Consider the following 17,411-nt stretch of genomic DNA (forward strand, 5'->3'; position numbering starts at 1 on the left):
GCTTTCGCTTTCCCAAACGAGGGGTTCGTGTCATCCCGCCGACCTGGCTTTGCCCTACCGCGCGTGTCAAGGGGGCTGTGCGTCCTTTGCCCGGTCGTTCACTGATGTCCGCCCCCTTGATACGTGTGGTAGCCCGGAGGGAGGTCGGTGGGATGACACGGAGCCCGGACCAACGACGGACCCGGAACAGGACCGCAAAACCAGGGGTCATCCTGCTGATCTGCCCGTCCGGCGAGGACGCTTTTAATCTTTTGAAGCATTCGCGCTCAGACGGATCAGACGGGTAGGACGAATCAGGTATCAGACGGTCAGCACCAGCTTGCCGAATACCGCACCGCCCTCCAAAGCCCGGTGGGCGTCGGCGGCACGGGCGATCGGCAGCACGTCGTGCACGACGGGCTTGACCTGGCCGGACGCGATCAGCGGCCACAAGTGCTCCCGCACCTCGGCCACCACGCGACCCTTCCCGCTCGGCCCGTCCACGGGCCGGAACCGCAGGCCCGTCGCGGTCACGCTGCCGCGCTTGGACAGCAGCTTGCCGATGTTCAGCTCGCCCTTCACCCCGCCCTGCATCCCGATGATCACCAGCCGGCCGTCCGGCGCGAGGACGTCCACGTTGCGGCCCAGGTAGGCCGCGCCCATGTTGTCCAGCACCACGTCCGCCCGACCGACCTCGGCCACGAAGTCCTGCTCGCGGTAGTCCACCAGGACGTCCGCGCCCAGCTCGGCGCACCGCCGCAACCGCTCCGCCGACCCCGCCGTGACGGCCACGCGCGCGCCGAGCGCCTTGGCGACCTGGATGGCGTGCGTGCCGATGCCACCCGCGCCACCGTGCACGAGGAACGTCTCACCGCCGCGCAGACCGGCGACCATCACCACGTTCGACCACACCGTGCACGCCACCTCCGGCAGCGACGCCGCCGTCACCAAGTCGACGCCCTCCGGCAGCGGCAGGAGCTGGGCGGCCGGGACGACGACCCGCTCCGCGTAGCCACCACCGGCCAGCAGCGCGCACACCTCGTCACCGACCCGCCAGCCCGTGACGCCGTCGCCGAGCGCCGCGACCGTGCCCGAGCACTCCAGCCCCAGCACGTCCGACGTGCCCTCCGGCGGCGGGTAGTGGCCCTGGCGTTGCAGCAGGTCGGCCCGGTTCACCGCGGTCGCGGCCACGTCCAGCAGCACCTCGCCGGGCCCCGGTGCGGGATCACGAACCTCCGCCCAATCCAGCACGTCCGGACCGCCTGGTTCACGAATGGTGATCGCGCGCATGGCCCGACGGTAATCCGGTCGCACGCCGGACGCGCGGTCGCCACCATCGACCGGCATGGACCACTGGCCGTTGCACGACCTGGTGCTGCGCACCCCGCGCCTCGAACTGCGCCCTGACGACGACGAGAGCCTGACCGAGCTCGTCGACCTGGCCCTCGACGGCGTCCACCCGCCCGACCGGATGCCGTTCGGCGTGGCGTGGACCGACGCCCCGCGCGAGCGGCTCGGCATCAACACCCTCCAGCACTACTGGCACGTGCGCTCCACGCTCTCGCCGCAGCGGTGGACGGTGAACTTCATCGTGCGCCTGGACGGCCGCGTGGTCGGCCAGCAGTCGCTCGGCGCCGACGACTTCCCGGTCCTGCGCGAGGTCACCAGCGGCTCGTGGGTCGGGTTGCGGCACCAAGGGCGCGGCATCGGCACGGAGATGCGCGCCGCCGTGCTGGCGTTCGCGTTCGACCACCTCGGCGCGGTGGCGGCGCGGTCGAGCGCGTTCGACGACAACCTCGCCTCGCACGGTGTGAGCCGCCGGCTCGGCTACCGGCCGGACGGCACGTTCGCCCAGGTCAGGCGCGGCGAACCGGCGCGGCAGACCCGCCTGCTGGTCACCCCGGGCACGTTCCGGCGACCCGACTGGGCCCTGGCGGTGACCGGCGTCACGCCGTGCTTGCCCCTGCTCACGGGCTGCGAACCCACCGAGTGACGGATTGCGCTCGTCGCGGCGGCTTGTGAGGGTTCGGCATCCGAGTGAAGGGGAACTCGATCATGTCAGCAAGAACCGGGATCCGACGCGCGGCGATCCTCGCGGCGTCCGCCTCCCTCGCACTGGTCGCCGTTCCGGCCGTCAACGCCGCGTCGGCTTCGACGCTCGACGGGCCGAGGTTGGCCGAGAACCTGACCAGGAACGTCACCGCGGAAGGGGTCAACCGCCACCTGATCGCCTTCCAGCGCATCGCCGACCGCAACGGCGGCAACCGCGCCGCGGGCACGTCCGGCTACGACGCCAGCGTCGACTACGTCGCGGGCAAGCTGCGCGGCGCGGGCTTCCACGTGACCACGCCGGAGTTCACCTACCCGGTGCAGATCACCGACGCCGCGATCGCGAAGGTCGGCTCGACCACCTACGAGAACATCCCGCTCGAGTTCTCGCCGCAGACGCCCGTCGGCGGCGTCACCGGCCCGCTGCGGGTCGTGCCCGAGGACGCGACCCCGGGCTGCGAGGCGAGCGACTTCGCCGGGCAGGACTTCACCGGCGGCATCGCCCTGATCCGCCGCGGCTCGTGCACGTTCGACGTCAAGCACCGCAACGCGGCCGCCGCGGGCGCCATCGCGGTGATCATCTCCAACAACCGCGAGGGCACGCTGGCGGGTGTCACGCTCGGCGCGCCGGGCGTCGTGCCCACCGGTGGCGTCACCCAGGCCGACGGCAACGCGCTGGCCCAGCTCGGCGGCCAGGCCGTGACCGTCGACCTGCGCTACCACGAGGAGGACCGCGTCTCGCGCAACGTGATCGCGCAGACGAAGACCGGCCGCACGGACAACGTCGTGATGGCGGGCGCCCACCTCGACAGCGTCGAGAACGGCGCGGGCATCAACGACAACGGCACCGGTTCCGCGGGCCTGCTGGAGACCGCGCTGAAGCTCGGCGGCTCGCCGAAGGTCAACAACGCCGTCCGGTTCGGCTGGTGGGGCGCGGAGGAGCTCGGCCTGGTCGGCTCGACGAAGTACGTGCAGTCGCTGACGTTCGAGCAGCAGCTCGACATCGCGCTGTACCTGAACTTCGACATGATCGGCTCGCCCAACGCGGCGTACTTCGTCTACGACGGCGACGACTCCGACGGCGTCGGCGCGGGCGCGGGCCCGTACGGCTCCGCGCAGATCGAGCAGGCGTTCGTGGAGTACCTGACGGTGGCGAAGGGCGTGCAGACCGAGGGCACCGACTTCACCGGCCGCTCGGACTACGGCGAGTTCATCCTCCAGGGCATCCCGGCCGGTGGTCTGTTCACCGGCGCCGAGGGCGTCAAGACCGAGGCGCAGGCGGCGAAGTGGGGTGGCACGGCCGGTGTCGCCTACGACCCGAACTACCACGGCTCCGGTGACACCCTGGGCAACGTGGACCGCGTCGCCCTCGACCGCAACTCCGACGCGTTGGCGTGGGTGACGGCCTCGTACGCGATCAGCACGGAGAGCGTGAACGGCGTGCCGGCGCGGTCGGAGCGCGCTGCGGCGCGTGCGGCGTCCACGCGTTCGCTGCACGTGGAGGAGCACCACCACTCGCACGCCGACGTGGCGTAGGTCACAGCCGAGCGGGTAACGGAGACCGGTCTCCCCCACGGGAGGCCGGTCTCTTCCCGTCCACCCGGGAGTGTCCACAAACGACGAACGGGTGCGTCGGTGATCGACGTCGGTTAGGTTGCGGCCACCCGAATCCACCACTCAGGGGGGCTGGTCTTGACTCTCTCGAAGCGCGTGGTCGCGCGAAGATCCCTTGCCTTCGTCGCGGCGCTCGCGGTCACCGCGACCCTGTCCGCCGCCGCCCGGGCCCAGGACCCCGGGACGTCGCCGGTCGCGGCCGAGCCCGTCCTCACGACCTCCAGCCCCGAAGCGCCACCGGTCCAGGCCCGGCCGGCCACCGCCCAGCCGACCGGATCGCAGCAAGCAGCCGCGCCCGCGGCCTCCTCTCCGACGGCCGCCGCCGCGAAGCTCGCCATCTCGGCCACCGTCGGCGCGGGCCCGTTCCTGGTCGGCGAGCAGATCCCGGTCGAGGTGACGCTCTCCAACACCGGTGACGCCGACGCCACCGGCGTGAAGGCCGACGGGTACTCGAGCTCCGGGTCCACCTTCTTCATCCAGTCCTCCGAGTGGGGCGACCTGGCCCTTTCCGGCCCCGGCGTCATCCTGCCCGCCGGGCGGCAGCGCGGCCTCACCGTCCGCGGCGAGGTCCAGGGCTGGAGCGGCGCGCCGGTGGCGAAGTTCTCGATCTGGCAGGGCAACGCCTCGGTCACCGAGGTCAAGCTGCCGCTCCCGGTCCGCGACCCGTCCTCCGCCGCGGACACCCTGGCCGGCCTCGTCTACGGCGACCGCAACGACAACGGCGCGCCGGACGCCGGCGAGGCCCTCCAGGGCGTCCGGGTGACCGCCACCACGAACGGCCCGCCGTGGACGAGGCTGGAAGCGACCACCGGCGCCGACGGCCGGTTCCGGTTCGCGGACCTCCCGGTGCAGGTCTACGGGCTGTACACGGACAACGCGCCGGACGGCTGGGTCATCGAGCAGCCGAACTCCTCCGTCGCGGTGGACGGGAGCGGTTCGGCCGCGAACCTGCTGCTGCGCGGTCAGCGCCCGCTGACCGACTACCTGTCCGCGGCCATGCGGTTCACGCAGGACGTCTACCGGGTCGGTGACCGGGCCGAGGTCGCGGTGACGCTGACCAACATCGGCACCGCGGACCTGACCGGGATCAAGGCCGACTGCCAGCGGGCCAACGACGGAGGGCCTGAGCTGCGCGACCTCACCTTCGGCGACCTGGCTCTGGGTGGGCCGGGCGTGACGGTGCCCGTGGGCCAGTCCCGGGCCTTCACCATCAGCGGCACCGTCTCCGAGGTGGCGGCCGAGTACGGCGCGGCGGACCACCTGTGCGAGTTCGGCCCCGGCGACGGCCGCCGCGAGGGTCTCCCGCGGGCCTACGCCGTGGCCAAGGTGCCCGGCCCGGCCGTGACGCTGCGCATGGCCTTCTTCGAGGACCGCGACGGCGACGGGATCGGCGAGACGGGCCGCATGCTCACCGGCGCGGCGATCATCCTGAGGGACGCGGTCACGGGCGAGGTCGCGGCCCAGGCCCGGACCGACGCGCAGGGGCGCGTGCGCTTCGAGAACCTGCCCTCCGGGCCGTACAAGGTGCGCGTCTACGGCGCCTGGAAGCAAGGCGGCTACGACGCTGTCGTGTTCGCGGGCACGTGCCGGAGCTGCCAGGAAGAGCTGTGGACGGGTGCCGTGCCCGCCCCGGACGTGACGAACACGCGTCGTACCGGCGGGTGACCCGGCGCACCGCCTGACCTGGTGATCCGACCCTTGTCCCGCCCGGCGGGACAGGGGTCGGGCAGCACGCGCGGTGACCGGGTCGACGGGGGTCAACCCCACGGTGGTGGTGTCAGGGGTCTCAGCGTCGGCTACCGTACGACCGTGGACAAGACTGACGGTCAGGACTACACCGACCGGCTCGCGCGCCTGCAGAACCTGCCCTGGAAGCGTGTCCTGAACGTCCAGGCCCCGTACCGGTGGAACGTGCGCCGCATCTTCGGCGAGCGGGAGGTGCTCGACGTCGGCTGCGGCATCGGGCGCAACCTCAAGCACCTGGAACCCAACGGCGTCGGCGTCGACCACAACCCCCACTCCGTGCAGACCTGCCGGGACATGGGGCTGACCGCGTTCACCACGGACGAGTTCTTCGAGACCGAGTACGCCAAGCCCGGCCGCTTCGGCGGCATCCTGGCCGCGCACCTGGTCGAGCACATGCCGCGCCCGGAAGCCGTGGAGATCCTGCGCGGCTACGTCGACTTCCTCGCGCCGGGCGGCCTGCTGGTGCTCATCTGCCCCCAGGAGCGCGGTTACGCGTCGGACCCCACCCACGTGGCGTTCACCGACCTCGACGGCCTCGCGGACGTGACCTCCCAGCTCGGGCTGGTCGAGCGCGACCGCATGTCCTTCCCGTTCCCCAGGGCTGCCGGGAAAGTGTTCACCTACAACGAATTCGTGCACGTCGCGGTGAAGCCGGAGAACTGAGAAGCCGACCGCATTTCACTTTCGGCTGTCGTACCCCTGAGGTAGTGTCCGGCCCGTTCGGTCGAGTCGGGGGCTCGTCCCACAGGGGGGTCGCGCTGTGCGCTGCCGACGTCCGCGTGTCTCTGTCACGGACTGGCTGGTAGACCGACGCCTTCCATTCGTCTTGCAGTCAGGAAAGAGGATCATGCGTCGTTCCGCAGCGCTGCTGGTCGCCACCGCGGCGACCGCCGCCGTGGTGGCGGTCGCGGCTCCGGCCACCGCCGAGCCCGCGTCCGTCCACAATGGAGACCAGGTCGCCCGGGCCGAGCTGTCGCTCGACCGCGCCGGCCGTTCCGCCCGCCCGTACGGCACGAAGGCGACCGAGGCCAACGGTCAGGAGGCCAACGGTCAGGAGGCCGGCGCCGAGGAGTACCTGGGCACGCGGTTCATCCCGTCCGCGCCCAGACGGATCCTGGACACCCGCAGCGGCCTCGGCCGCGGCGGCAGCACCGCGCCGGTCGGCCCGGGCGGCAGCATCGTGGTGCCCGTCACCGACGCCCCGGTGTACACCCTGGCGGTCGTGCTGAACGTGACCGGCACGTCACCGACCGGGAACACGTACGTGACCGTGTGGGAGGGTGGCGCCGACATCCCCCGGCCGGAGGTGTCGACCCTGAACCTGGTGCCCGGTGAGACCCGCGCCAACTCGGTCACCACCTGGGTGTCGATCGACAACACGATCAGCATCTACAACAACGCGGGCAGCACGCACCTGATCGCCGACATCGCGGGCTACTACGTCCACGACAACCCGGGCGTCGCGATCACCCCCGCTCGGTACTTCGCCACCGGCCCGACCCGCGTGTACGACTCGCGCAACACCGGCGGCGCGTTCTACGGCGGCGAGTCCCGCTCGGTCGACTTCAGCTCCTACGGCGTGCCGGCCGGCTCGACCGCGGTGGCGCTGAACGTCACCGGTGTCGACGCGACCGCGAGCACCTACGTGACCGCGTGGCCGTCCGGTTCGTCCAGGCCGACCGCGTCCAGCCTCAACGTCGTGCCCGGCGGTGCCACCCCCAACGGCGTGACCGTCGCGCTCGGCGCGGACCGCAAGGTCAACCTGTACAACAACGCCGGCTCCGTTCACCTGATCGTGGACATCACCGGGTACTACCTGCCCACCGACAACGGCGGCGCGGACTTCTACCCCGTCACCCCCGGTCGCGCGTACGACACCCGGTGGGAGGGCGAGCCCGGGCCGATCTGGCCGAGCCAGGCGATCACGCTGTACTTCGACGACCCGAACCTGTTCCCGGGCAACAGCCTGCTGCTGAACCTGACCGGCACCGAGCCGACCGACAACACCTACATCACGCCGTTCCCGGCGGGCCAGAGCCGGCCCGGCACCTCGGCGCTGAACCTGGCGCCCGGCCAGACCGCGCCGAACATGGCCACGGTCCGCCTCGGCAGCTTCGAGACGGGCGGCAGCGTCTACCCCGCGCACCAGTACTACAACAACTCCGGCTACACGCACCTGGTCATCGACGTGTTCGGCATCTTCGCCTGATCACGGCGCCCGCCGGGTGAGCACCCGGCACGGCGGCAGGACGTGCGGGGTCCCGACCACCGGGGCCTCGCACGTCCGTCTTCCAGGGGCCTTCCGGCGGCCGTGCCGCGGCGAGCGACCGCCCGCCGCCGACGCCCGTCGGCTAGGCTCCTGCACCGAGGTAGCGTGCCCGAGCGGCCTAAGGGACACGTCTTGAAAACGTGCGAGGGTTGATCCCCTCCGTGGGTTCAAATCCCACCGCTACCGCGCTCCACGCGCCCTCACGCCCCTCACCGGGCGTGGGGGCGCTGCCGCGTCACGCGCCGGTCACCCGTCCGCGTCCCGCAGGTGGGTGATGATCCGGTCGAACACCTTGGCCACCACCGCCTGCTCGTCGCGCGAGAGCAGGTCGATCATGTGCTCGCGCACGCCCTCGACGTGGGTCGGCGCGGACGTCTCCAGCAGCGCCATGCCCTCGTCGGTCAGCTCGGCGAACACGCCGCGACCGTCCTCGGGGCACTCCCGCCTGCTCAGCAGCCCTTCCCGCTCCATCCGCGCCACCTGGTGCGACACCCGGCTCTTGGACGACGCCACCTCGTCCGCGAGCTGCGACATCCGCATCCGCCGCCCCGGCCGCTCCGACAGGCGCACGAGCACCTCGTAGTCGGCCAACGACACGCCGTGCCCGTCCTGCAGCTCCCGGTGCAGGCGGTCGGCGAGCATCGAGGCCCCGACCACGTAGTTGCGCCAGGCGCGCATCTCCCCATCGTCGAGCCAACGCGGCTCCTGCTCAGTCACCCCACAAGGTTAGGCCGCACATATCCGTTAACGGACGATCCACCGACATGTCTGGTGCAGGTCAGCTCCGCCAGGCAAACTCCTGCGCCGTACCGCGCCCTCCTACCGGGGCGCCGCAGGGAGGAACCCACCCCATGACCTCGTTCAGACGCACCGCGCGGCGATCCGGCGCGCTCGCGGTCACCGCGGCGGCAGCGCTGGCGGTCACGCTGGCGCAGAGCCCCGCGACGGCCGACAAGGACGACCGCCCGGCGCGCACCGTCGACGTCCGCCTGATCGGCATCAACGACCTGCACGGCAACATCGAGCCGCCCTCGGGCTCCTCGGGCCGCGTCACGCTGTCGGACGGCACGCAGGTCGAAGCGGGTGGCGCCGCGTTCAACGCGACCCACATCCGCAACCTCCAGGCCGAGGTGCGCAACTCGGTGATCGTCGGCCAGGGCGACCTGATCGGCGCGTCCCCGATCGTGTCGGCGCTGTTCCACGACGAGCCGACGATCGAGGTCCTCAACCGGGTCGGCATGGACACGACCGCGGCGGGCAACCACGAGTTCGACGAGGGCTACCAGGAGCTGCTGCGCATGCAGCGCGGCGGGTGCCACCCGGTCGACGGCTGCCAGTTCCGCGAGACCTACGAGGGCGCGGACTTCCCGATCCTCGGCGCGAACGTGACGCTGGCGAAGAACGACCGGCCCGCGCTGCCGCCGTTCTGGGTGGAGTTCCGCGACGGCGTCCCGATCGGGTTCATCGGCATGCCGCTGAAGGACGTGCCGATCCTGGTCGACCCGAACGGGATCAAGGAGCTGGAGTTCGGCGACGAGGTCGCCGCCGCCAACCGGTACGCCGACCTGCTCAACTGGCTCGGCGTGAAGTCGATCGTGCTGCTGATCCACCAGGGCGACAACACCTCGGGCGGCGGCCCGGACGAGTGCCGCACGGTCGCGGGCGGCCCCGGCCGCAAGATCGCCGAGCAGGTCAGCCCGAAGATCGACGCGGTGTTCTCCGGCCACAGCCACCAGCACTACAACTGCACGGTCACCGACCCGGCGGGCAACCCGCGCCCGTTCATCGAGGGCCTGGCGTTCGGCCGCGAGCTGTCCGTGGTCGACCTCAAGATCGACAAGCGGACCCGCGAGGTCGTCCGCTCGGCCACCGTCGCCCGCAACCACGTGGTGACCAGGAACGTCACCCCGGACCCCGAGGTGCAGGCGATCATCGACCTGGCCAAGTCGAAGTCCGGCCCGATCGCCAACCGCCCGATCGGCACCATCGCCCAGGACATCCTGCGCGCGCAGAACCCGGCGGGCGAGTCCGCGCTCGGCAACCTGATCGCCGACTCCCAGCTGGCCGCCACCGCGGGCAACGGCGCGGTGCTCGCGCTGATGAACCCGGGCGGCGTGCGCGCCGACCTCACCCACGCCTCGTCGCCCGCGGGCGAGGGCAACGGCGTGGTGACCTACGGCGAGGCGTTCACCGTGCAGCCGTTCGGCAACATCCTGCAGACGGTCACGTTGACCGGCGCGCAGCTCAAGGCGGCGCTGGAGCAGCAGTGGCAGGTCGTCAACGGCCAGCAGCGGCAGATCGTGCTGCAGCCGTCCAAGGGCCTGACCTACACGTGGTCGGCGTCCGCGCCGATCGGGTCCAAGGTGTCGGACATCGTCCTCAACGGGACGCCGTTGGACCCGGCCGCGAGCTACCGGGTCACGATCAACAGCTTCCTGCAGGGCGGCGGTGACGGCTTCAGCGCGTTCACCGCGGGCACGGAGATCACCGGTGGCGGCATCGACCTGGACGGCTTCACGGCCTACCTGACCGCCAACCCGAACACCGTTCCGCCGGCCCTCGGCCGCATCACCACCACCCCGTGATGCACGCGCTGTGAGCGGGCACCCCGGCGCCCGCTCACAGCGCGCAACCACTGTCCCGCTGAGCCGGAAATCTCATTTCACCAGTTCAGGGGCTTCTCCTCGAGTTGTGCATCGGGCCGAAGAGGCGCATGCTCGACACAGGACCTGCCACCGGCGGAACCCGAGCTGACCCGCCGGCGGCACGCCCGGAAGGGGTAGGTGGTGCGGTGCAGGTAAGTCCTCGCGGTGACGAGCCGCGTTCGAGCCGCAACCCCGCGGGCGGAGCGGTCATGAGACCGGCCCGATCGCGAACGTGAGCGGCTCCGACGGGGTTTCGAGCGCACGGCGCCACCGGCGCCATCGCCGCGCTTGACGATGTTGACCCGGTAGGTCATCAGGGTGCCGTCTCCACCGTCGGCGCCGACCGCGGTCCACGCCGACCCCGTCACGCAGGTTTCGTCACTTCCACATGGGAAAACCCGGGTGCGGTGCCCCGACGTCGGGCTCCGCACCCGGGGCTTGTCTTGTCCGGGTCGGCTTCGGGTTTGTCTGGGAGGACGCGCGGTGCAGTTCAACGAGAACGCCGAGCTGGACACGTCACAGGTCTCCGACCAACGCGGTGTCGGCGGCCGGGTCGCCCTCGGTGGCGGCGGGCTGGGGATCGTCGGCTTGATCCTGTACTTCGTGCTGTCCCAGATCGGCGGCGGCGTGCAGCTGCCGTCCGGATCGGGGTTCTCCGACGTGGGCCAGGGGCAGCAGGTGGGCTCCGAGGCCATCAAGGAGAAGTGCCGGACCGGCGCGGACGCCAACCGCGAGTCCGACTGCCGCGCGGTCGCGTTCATCAACTCGATCCAGGCCTACTGGGGCGACCAGTTCGCCCGATCGGGTCGCACCTACCAGCCCGCGCAGACGAACTTCTTCTCCGGCGGGGTGTCGACCCGGTGCGGCAACGCCACGTCCGCCGTGGGGCCGTTCTACTGCCCGGCGGACGCGCAGGTGTACATCGACCTCGGGTTCTTCCAGGAGATGCAGCAGAAGTTCGGCGCCACGGGCGGTCCGTTCGTCGAGGCGTACATCCTGGCCCACGAGTACGGCCACCACGTCCAGCACCTGCTCGGCACGTCCGACCGGGTCGGCTCGGGGTCCGGGCCGACGTCCGGCTCGGTGCGGCTGGAGCTGCAGGCCGACTGCTACGCGGGCGCCTGGGCCAACCACGCGGAGACCGTGCCGACGGCCTCCGGTCAACCGCTGATCACCGGCGTCACGCAGGACGACGTGAACGCCGCGCTGGACGCCGCGGCCCGCATCGGCGACGACTTCATCCAGGGCGAGCTGGGCGGCGGCAAGGTCGACACGACCAAGTTCACCCACGGCACGTCGGCGCAGCGCCAGAAGTGGTACACGACGGGCTACGAGACCGGCGACCCGGCCCGCTGCAACACCTTCGACACCGACAACCTGGGCTGAAGCTGCGTTGGATTGCCCCTGCTCCGCAGATGGCGGCTCGGTCGCCGGGAAGTCGGCCGCTCGCGCCTGATTTCCCGACGATCGAAAAGCGTGATCGCCGGGAAATGAGTCGCGAACGACCGACGCGACCTCGCGGAGGGGTGTCAGGGTTGCCCGGCTAGGGCTAACGACCGACGCGACCTCGCGGAGGGTGTCAGGGTTGATCGGCTAGGGCTTTCGAGCACCGTGCCAGCAGGGCGCGGAGGGTTTCCCGCTCCGCCGCGCTGAACTCGTCGGCCAGTCGCCGCTCGACGGCGGACGCCCGCTCGTCGGCCACCTCGAACGCCGCGCGCCCCGCCTCGGTCAGCCGCGTCTCCAGCACGTTGCGGTGAACCTCGTGCGGCACCCGGGCGATCAGCTCGGCCGCCTCCAGGTTGCGCAGGATCGTGGTCATCGTCTGCGGCGTCACGCGGCAGCGCCGGGCCAGCTCGGCGGCCGACACGCCGGGGTGGTCGTTGAGCACCAGCAGCGCCGCGTACTGGGCCACGGTCAGCCCGGCCGGCCGCACGGCCTGCTGCTTCACCAGCATCAGCTCGTGCTCGACCCGCTTGATGTCGCCGCCAAGGCGCTCCTCGACCGGCATGCCCATGCCCCGATCGTAAAGTGCGTTGACGGATATCAGAGCTCTGATCTAACTTCGTGCACGTACTCACACAAGTGGACGGAGCATCATGCGTTTCCTGATGGTTCTCGTGCTGGTCGTCCTCACCGCCACCCCGGCCGCCGCCACGGCCGCGCCGGGCGTGATCACCGGCCGGTCCGCCGCGCTGCACCCCGAGGGCATCGCCTGGGACCCGCTGCGGCACACGTTCCTGCTCGGCTCGATCCGGCGCGGCACCGTCGAGGTCGTCCGCGACGGCACCACGAAGACCCTGATCAGCGACCCCCGGATGGTGTCGACGTTCGGCGTGCACGTGGTCGGCGACCGCGTCTACGTCGCGTACGGCGACATGGGCCTCGGCGCCCGGTCCACCCCGGACACCACCTACCGGGCCTCCGGGCTCGGCGTGTTCGACCTCGCCACGGGACGGCCGGTGCACGTGGTCGACCTGGCCATCGGCCCTGGCCGGCACAGCGCCAACGACGTCGCCGTCGACCACGCGGGCAACGCCTACGTCACCGACCCCGCCTCCGACGCGCTGTACCGGGTCGACCGCGACGGCCGCGCCGCGGTGTTCGCCCGGGACCCGCGGTTCGGCAGCGACACCATCGGCCTGAACGGGATCGTCTGGCACCCCAGGGGTTTCGCGCTCGCCGTCCGCTACGACACGGGCGCGTTGTTCAAAATCACCCGATCGGGTCGGGTCTCGGAGGTCGCCCTCGACCGGCCGCTGGTCGGCGGCGACGGCATGGACCTGCGCCCGGACGGCACGCTCGCCGTGGTCACCAACTCCCTCGGCGCGCCGGGCGAAGCGGCCGTCAGCGTGCTGCGGTCGGCCGACGACTGGGGCGCCGCCCGCACCGCCCACCGGGTCGCGCCGTGGGGCGACGACGAGCCGACCACGATCGCCCGTTCGCCGCACGGCAGCTACGTGGTCGACGGCGACCTCGGCGTGCTGGTCGGCGGCACGGGGCTGTCGGACGCGCACACCTTGCGGAAGTTCCGCGAAAGCCGGGCACGGCACGGCGGCGAAGCGGTAGCTTCCGGCCTGATCGTGTAAGGGCCCTGCCCGGCGGCGGCTCGGGGGACGTCGGCAACCCGCGGTGGGCAAGGACCTACTTACGGGGGACACCCGATGTCCGGCACCACCAGCACGGGGCGAATCGTGCGGGCGGTCACGGCGGGCGCGCTGGCGCTCGCCGTGGCGCTCGGCGGACCGGTCGCGTCAGCGCAGGAAACCACGACCACGGCACCCACCACCACCGCGCCGTCCGAGCCGCCGACGGAAACACCCGTCGAGCCGCCGACGACCACGACGACCACCACCGAGCCGCCGGTGGAGACCTCGTCGCCGCCCGCCGAGCCCGATCCCACCACCGCGCCGGCCGAACCCGAGCCGGCGCCACCGGCCGTGCCGCGGGCCGAAGCGGCGCCCGTGCCGCGGGCCGACCTGAAGGTCTCGCTGGCCTTCGACCGCGCCGAGTACCCGCCGGACTCCGACATCGGCCTCACCGTCACGGTCCGCAACGCCGGGGCCGCGCCCGCGGTCGACGTCCGGTTCACCCACGGGGGCGACCTGCGGATCACGACGGGCGCGACGGAGCTGCGCCGCGTCCCCGGCGCGACCATCGCGCCAGGCGAGGCGAAGACCTACCGGCTCGTCGGCCGCCAGCAGATCCCGCTCTACGACCGCGTCGAGTACTCGGTGACCGCGCACACGGGCCCGCAGACGCTGCCGGACATGGACCCGACGCCGGAGGACAACACCGGCCGGGCCGCCACCCGCGTGCCGCTGACCTGGGGTTCGGCCCGCGGCGTGCTCTACCGCGACGCCGACGGCGACGGCGCGTTCGACGAGGGCGAGGGCGTGGCGGACGCGCCGGTCTACGCCGACGGCGGCCTGCCCACGACGTGGCTGAGCGGCCGCACGGACGCCACCGGCCGGTTCACCTTCGGCGGCGAGGTGCCCACCGGCCGCTACCGCGCCTCCCTGATCGAGCACGGCAACCCGTTCGTCATCGCGCCGGGCCACGCCGAGTTCACCGTCGAGCAGGGCGTCACCACCGAACTCGCGCTGCCGATGACCTCACCGGTCCTGGAAGTGCTCCGGCCGAAGCTGGAGTTCGACCGCGAGTCCTACCGGCCCACCGACCCGGTCGGCATCGACGTGACCCTCACCAACACCGGCGCGACCGCGTTGACCGGGGTCGTCGCGGTGTGCGATGAGGAGCCGGACGAGGGTCGGCTGACCGGCAACGGCCCCGGGTGGGCCGCGCTGAGCCCGGACGGACCCGGCGTCACGCTCGCCGCCGGCGAGACGAAGGTGCTCAGGGTCACCGACACCGTGCCCGCGGACGCGGCGGCCGTCGGCCGGATCGGCGTCGCCTGCAACTTCGGCAACAGCGGTCGCAGCACCGCGGGTTACATCGGCTCGTCCGACTTCGCCGAGGTCGGCTCGTTCGGCGCGGTCGAGGGCACGCTGAGGCACGGCGACGGGCGACCGCTGGACGGCGTGCAGCTCGTGGCGCTGCAGCGCGGCGGCCTGCCGGTCGCCGAGGCCCGGTCGCACGACGGCGGCGCGTTCTCCTTCGCCAAGCTGCCGGCGGGCCGCACGGAGGTCCTGGTGCTCGGCGAGTACCGGGACGAGGCCACCGGCGAGGGCTGGTTCACCGTCGACGTGGTCGCCGACACGACCACGCGGGTGGAGTTCGTGGTGGTGGCCGGGCCCGAGGTCGTCGAACCGGTCGAGGTGGACCGGCTCGAGGTGACGGCGTCGTTCGACAAGGCGGCCTATGACATCGCCGAGCCCGTGACGGCCCGGATCAAGGTCACCAACACGGGCGTCGGGGCGAGCATCCCGGTCCGGTACGTGCCGGAGTGGGTGCCGTCCACGATGACCCACGACTTCGACCAGTGGGGCCCGCTGTACCCGTACGCGAACCCGACCAAGGGCCTGTACCTGTGGCCGGGCGAGTCCTACGAGGTCACGGTGGTCGGCGAGCCGCGGCCGTGGATCGGCGACCTGGTCTCGCTCAAGGGCCGGATCACCTTCGGCACGCGCGGCGCGTCCGTGCCGCTCGACCTGTCCGCTCCGGTGAGCCACGCCGCGGGCGGCGCCACCGTCCTGGTCTACGGCGACGCCAACGCCAACGGCGCGTTCGACCAGGGCGAGGCGCTGCCGAACCAGACCGTGACCGTCGAGGGCGGCATCCCCACGACGTTCCACGAAGGCATCACCGACGCCGCCGGCCGCTACCGGATCGAGGGCGCCCCGGCCGGCAACTACCGGGTCCGCGTCTGGCACTCCTCCCGCTGGGCGCCGCCGATCGACTTCTACGACCGGTTCACCGTCACCGGCGGCGGCGACACGACGTTCGAGGTCGGCCTGGTCCGGCCCGCGAACACGCTGACCGCCGTGATCGCCTGGGACAAGGCCGAGTACCGGCCCGACGAGCGGCCCAGGCTGAACGTCACGATCACCAACAACGGCCTGGCCGACCTCACCGTGCACGCGGTGTGCGGCGGCACCGGCACGCCGTACCAGATCGAGAACGGCGAGGAGTGGGGTCCGCTGAGCGAGCTCGGTTACGGCGTCCCGGTCGCCGCCCGCAGGTCGTGGTCGACCACGGTGGAGGAGACCATGCCCGTCGGGTCGCCCGACCACGGGCTGATCACGGCCACGTGCGCCTTCGGCACGCGTGACGCCGACGGCCGGTTCCGCGAGCTGGCGCCGATCGCCAGGGCGAAGGCCACGGTGCCGGGCGCGGTGTGGACCACGACCGGCCGGGTGGTCGAGTGCTGCGGGAGGCAGTGGGTCGGCGTGCCGGACGTGACCGTGGTCCTGCTCGACCCCGACACGAACGAGACCGCGGCCCGCGCCACGGCCGACGCCCACGGCATGCTCACGTTCCCCGACCTGGCCGTCGGCCACTACACGCCGGTGGTCCTCGGTCCGTGGCAGGTGGTCCCGTTCCACGAGGGCCCGCTGTTCGCGGCGGTCCGCGGTGCGACGGAACCCCAGCTGATCGCGGTCAAGCCGGGACCGGTCGTCGTCGACCCGGACGCCACCGCACCGGGTGACACCCCGGCCGGTGGCGGCGGTCCGCCCCGGGACGCCCTGGCGACCACCGGCGCGAGCGTGCTCGGGCTCGGGGTGGTCGGCTTGGTGCTGCTGGCGTTCGGCATCGGCGCCCGGGCGCTGGCGCGGCGCACGACGTAGCCCTCCCAAACCCCTGGCGGGCGGGGCGCCGTGTCGCGATCACCACACCGCGCCCCGCCGGACGCGGTGTTAGCGTCGCTGGCGAACCGCGAGAACCAGGGAGAGTGGCCGTGACGACGGTGGAGGCGATCGTCGTCGTCCTGGCCGGCGTGTTCGCCGGTGGGATCAACACGGTGGTGGGCTCCGGCACCCTGGTGACGTTCCCCGTGCTGCTGGCCGTCGGCTACCCGCCGGTGGTGGCCAACGTGTCCAACAGCCTCGGCCTGGTGCCCGGCTCGCTCAGCGGCGCGTGGGGCTACCGGCGCGAGCTGACCGGGCAGGCGGGCCGGGTGAAGCGGCTGCTGCCCGCCTCGGTGCTGGGCGCCGTGGTCGGCGCGATCCTGCTCGTGGTGCTGCCGGAGGACGCGTTCTCCGCGATCGTCCCGGTGCTGATCGCCATCGCGCTGGTGCTGGTGGTCGCCCAGCCGTGGCTCAACCGCAAGCTCGCCGAGCGGGAGCGGCACGAGCACGGCGGCGTGGCGCTGTGGATCGGCGTGTTCTTCGCGGGCATCTACGGCGGCTACTTCGGCGCGGCGCAGGGCGTGCTGGTGATGGGCCTGATGGGCGTGCTGATGAGCGAGCACATCCAGCGGATGAACGCGCTGAAGAACGTGCTGACCGCGTTCGTGAACCTGGTCGCGGGCGTGCTGTTCATCTTCATCGCCGACGTGGCGTGGCTCGCCGTGCTGCTGCTGGCGGTCGGCTCGGTCGTCGGCGGGCAGCTCGGCGCGAAGGTCGGCCGCCGACTCCCACCGACCGCGCTGCGCGCGGTGATCGTGGTGGTGGGAGTCGTGGCCATCGCTCAGATCCTCACCCGCTGAACGG

General features: G+C 72.0%; 13 protein-coding genes and 1 tRNA gene. 11 read left to right on the plus strand and 3 right to left on the minus strand.

The genetic code is table 11. From position 1 onward, the window contains the following. Positions 1–300: 300 nt before the first annotated feature. The gene (locus ACZ7GX_RS30330; RefSeq protein WP_498781584.1) at positions 301–1,269 is read right to left on the minus strand and encodes an NAD(P)H-quinone oxidoreductase; all 969 of its coding nucleotides are present in this window, start codon (positions 1,267–1,269) and stop codon (positions 301–303) included. 55 nt (positions 1,270–1,324) lie between these two features. On the opposite strand from ACZ7GX_RS30330, the gene ACZ7GX_RS30335 reads away from it, so the two are divergent. The 6 genes from ACZ7GX_RS30335 to ACZ7GX_RS30360 all read left to right on the plus strand — a co-directional run bounded on the left by ACZ7GX_RS30335 (position 1,325) and on the right by ACZ7GX_RS30360 (position 7,843). After that, on the plus strand, positions 1,325–1,972 hold the full coding sequence (locus tag ACZ7GX_RS30335) for a GNAT family N-acetyltransferase (protein WP_498781585.1): 648 nt from the start codon (positions 1,325–1,327) through the stop codon (positions 1,970–1,972). Between the two features lie 62 nt (positions 1,973–2,034). Further along, positions 2,035–3,564, plus strand: coding sequence for a M28 family metallopeptidase (locus ACZ7GX_RS30340; RefSeq protein ID WP_498781586.1), 1,530 nt, complete (start codon positions 2,035–2,037; stop codon positions 3,562–3,564). Positions 3,565–3,720: 156 nt separating this feature from the next. Next, positions 3,721–5,307 (plus strand): carboxypeptidase-like regulatory domain-containing protein, encoded by a 1,587-nt coding sequence (locus ACZ7GX_RS30345; RefSeq protein ID WP_498781587.1) that lies wholly within the window; start codon positions 3,721–3,723, stop codon positions 5,305–5,307. A 144-nt stretch (positions 5,308–5,451) separates the two neighbouring features. Further along, a complete protein-coding gene (locus ACZ7GX_RS30350) occupies positions 5,452–6,051 on the plus strand; it encodes a class I SAM-dependent methyltransferase (protein ID WP_498781589.1) in 600 nt (199 codons plus the stop codon). Positions 6,052–6,235: 184 nt separating this feature from the next. Further along, positions 6,236–7,597: a hypothetical protein gene (locus ACZ7GX_RS30355; protein ID WP_498781591.1), complete on the plus strand. Its 1,362-nt coding sequence runs from the start codon at positions 6,236–6,238 to the stop codon at positions 7,595–7,597. Positions 7,598–7,756: 159 nt separating this feature from the next. Further along, positions 7,757–7,843 (plus strand) — tRNA-Ser (locus ACZ7GX_RS30360). A 60-nt stretch (positions 7,844–7,903) separates the two neighbouring features. On the opposite strand, the gene ACZ7GX_RS30365 is transcribed toward ACZ7GX_RS30360, so the two are convergent. After that, positions 7,904–8,374, minus strand: coding sequence for a MarR family winged helix-turn-helix transcriptional regulator (locus ACZ7GX_RS30365; protein WP_498781593.1), 471 nt, complete (start codon positions 8,372–8,374; stop codon positions 7,904–7,906). 134 nt (positions 8,375–8,508) lie between these two features. On the opposite strand from ACZ7GX_RS30365, the gene ACZ7GX_RS30370 reads away from it, so the two are divergent. Both ACZ7GX_RS30370 and ypfJ read left to right on the plus strand, forming a co-directional pair. Further along, positions 8,509–10,242, plus strand: coding sequence for a bifunctional metallophosphatase/5'-nucleotidase (locus ACZ7GX_RS30370; protein WP_498781595.1), 1,734 nt, complete (start codon positions 8,509–8,511; stop codon positions 10,240–10,242). A gap of 543 nt (positions 10,243–10,785) precedes the next feature. Further along, positions 10,786–11,688, plus strand: coding sequence for a KPN_02809 family neutral zinc metallopeptidase (gene ypfJ, locus ACZ7GX_RS30375; protein ID WP_498781596.1), 903 nt, complete (start codon positions 10,786–10,788; stop codon positions 11,686–11,688). Positions 11,689–11,881: 193 nt separating this feature from the next. On the opposite strand, the gene ACZ7GX_RS30380 is transcribed toward ypfJ, so the two are convergent. Continuing rightward, entirely contained in the window at positions 11,882–12,316 is a 435-nt protein-coding gene (locus tag ACZ7GX_RS30380) for a MarR family winged helix-turn-helix transcriptional regulator (RefSeq protein WP_498781598.1), read from the minus strand. A gap of 82 nt (positions 12,317–12,398) precedes the next feature. Here ACZ7GX_RS30380 and ACZ7GX_RS30385 point away from each other — a divergent pair, with 82 nt between their 5' ends. The 3 genes from ACZ7GX_RS30385 to ACZ7GX_RS30395 all read left to right on the plus strand — a co-directional run bounded on the left by ACZ7GX_RS30385 (position 12,399) and on the right by ACZ7GX_RS30395 (position 17,407). After that, a complete protein-coding gene (locus ACZ7GX_RS30385; RefSeq protein ID WP_498781600.1) occupies positions 12,399–13,388 on the plus strand; it encodes a hypothetical protein in 990 nt (329 codons plus the stop codon). Between the two features lie 75 nt (positions 13,389–13,463). Then, the gene (locus ACZ7GX_RS30390) at positions 13,464–16,547 is read left to right on the plus strand and encodes a carboxypeptidase-like regulatory domain-containing protein (protein WP_498781602.1); all 3,084 of its coding nucleotides are present in this window, start codon (positions 13,464–13,466) and stop codon (positions 16,545–16,547) included. Positions 16,548–16,657: 110 nt separating this feature from the next. Then, positions 16,658–17,407: a sulfite exporter TauE/SafE family protein gene (locus tag ACZ7GX_RS30395; protein WP_498781604.1), complete on the plus strand. Its 750-nt coding sequence runs from the start codon at positions 16,658–16,660 to the stop codon at positions 17,405–17,407. The last annotated feature ends 4 nt before the right edge of the window (positions 17,408–17,411 follow it).

The sequence above is a fragment of the Actinosynnema sp. NPDC037264 genome (genome assembly GCF_055603705.1).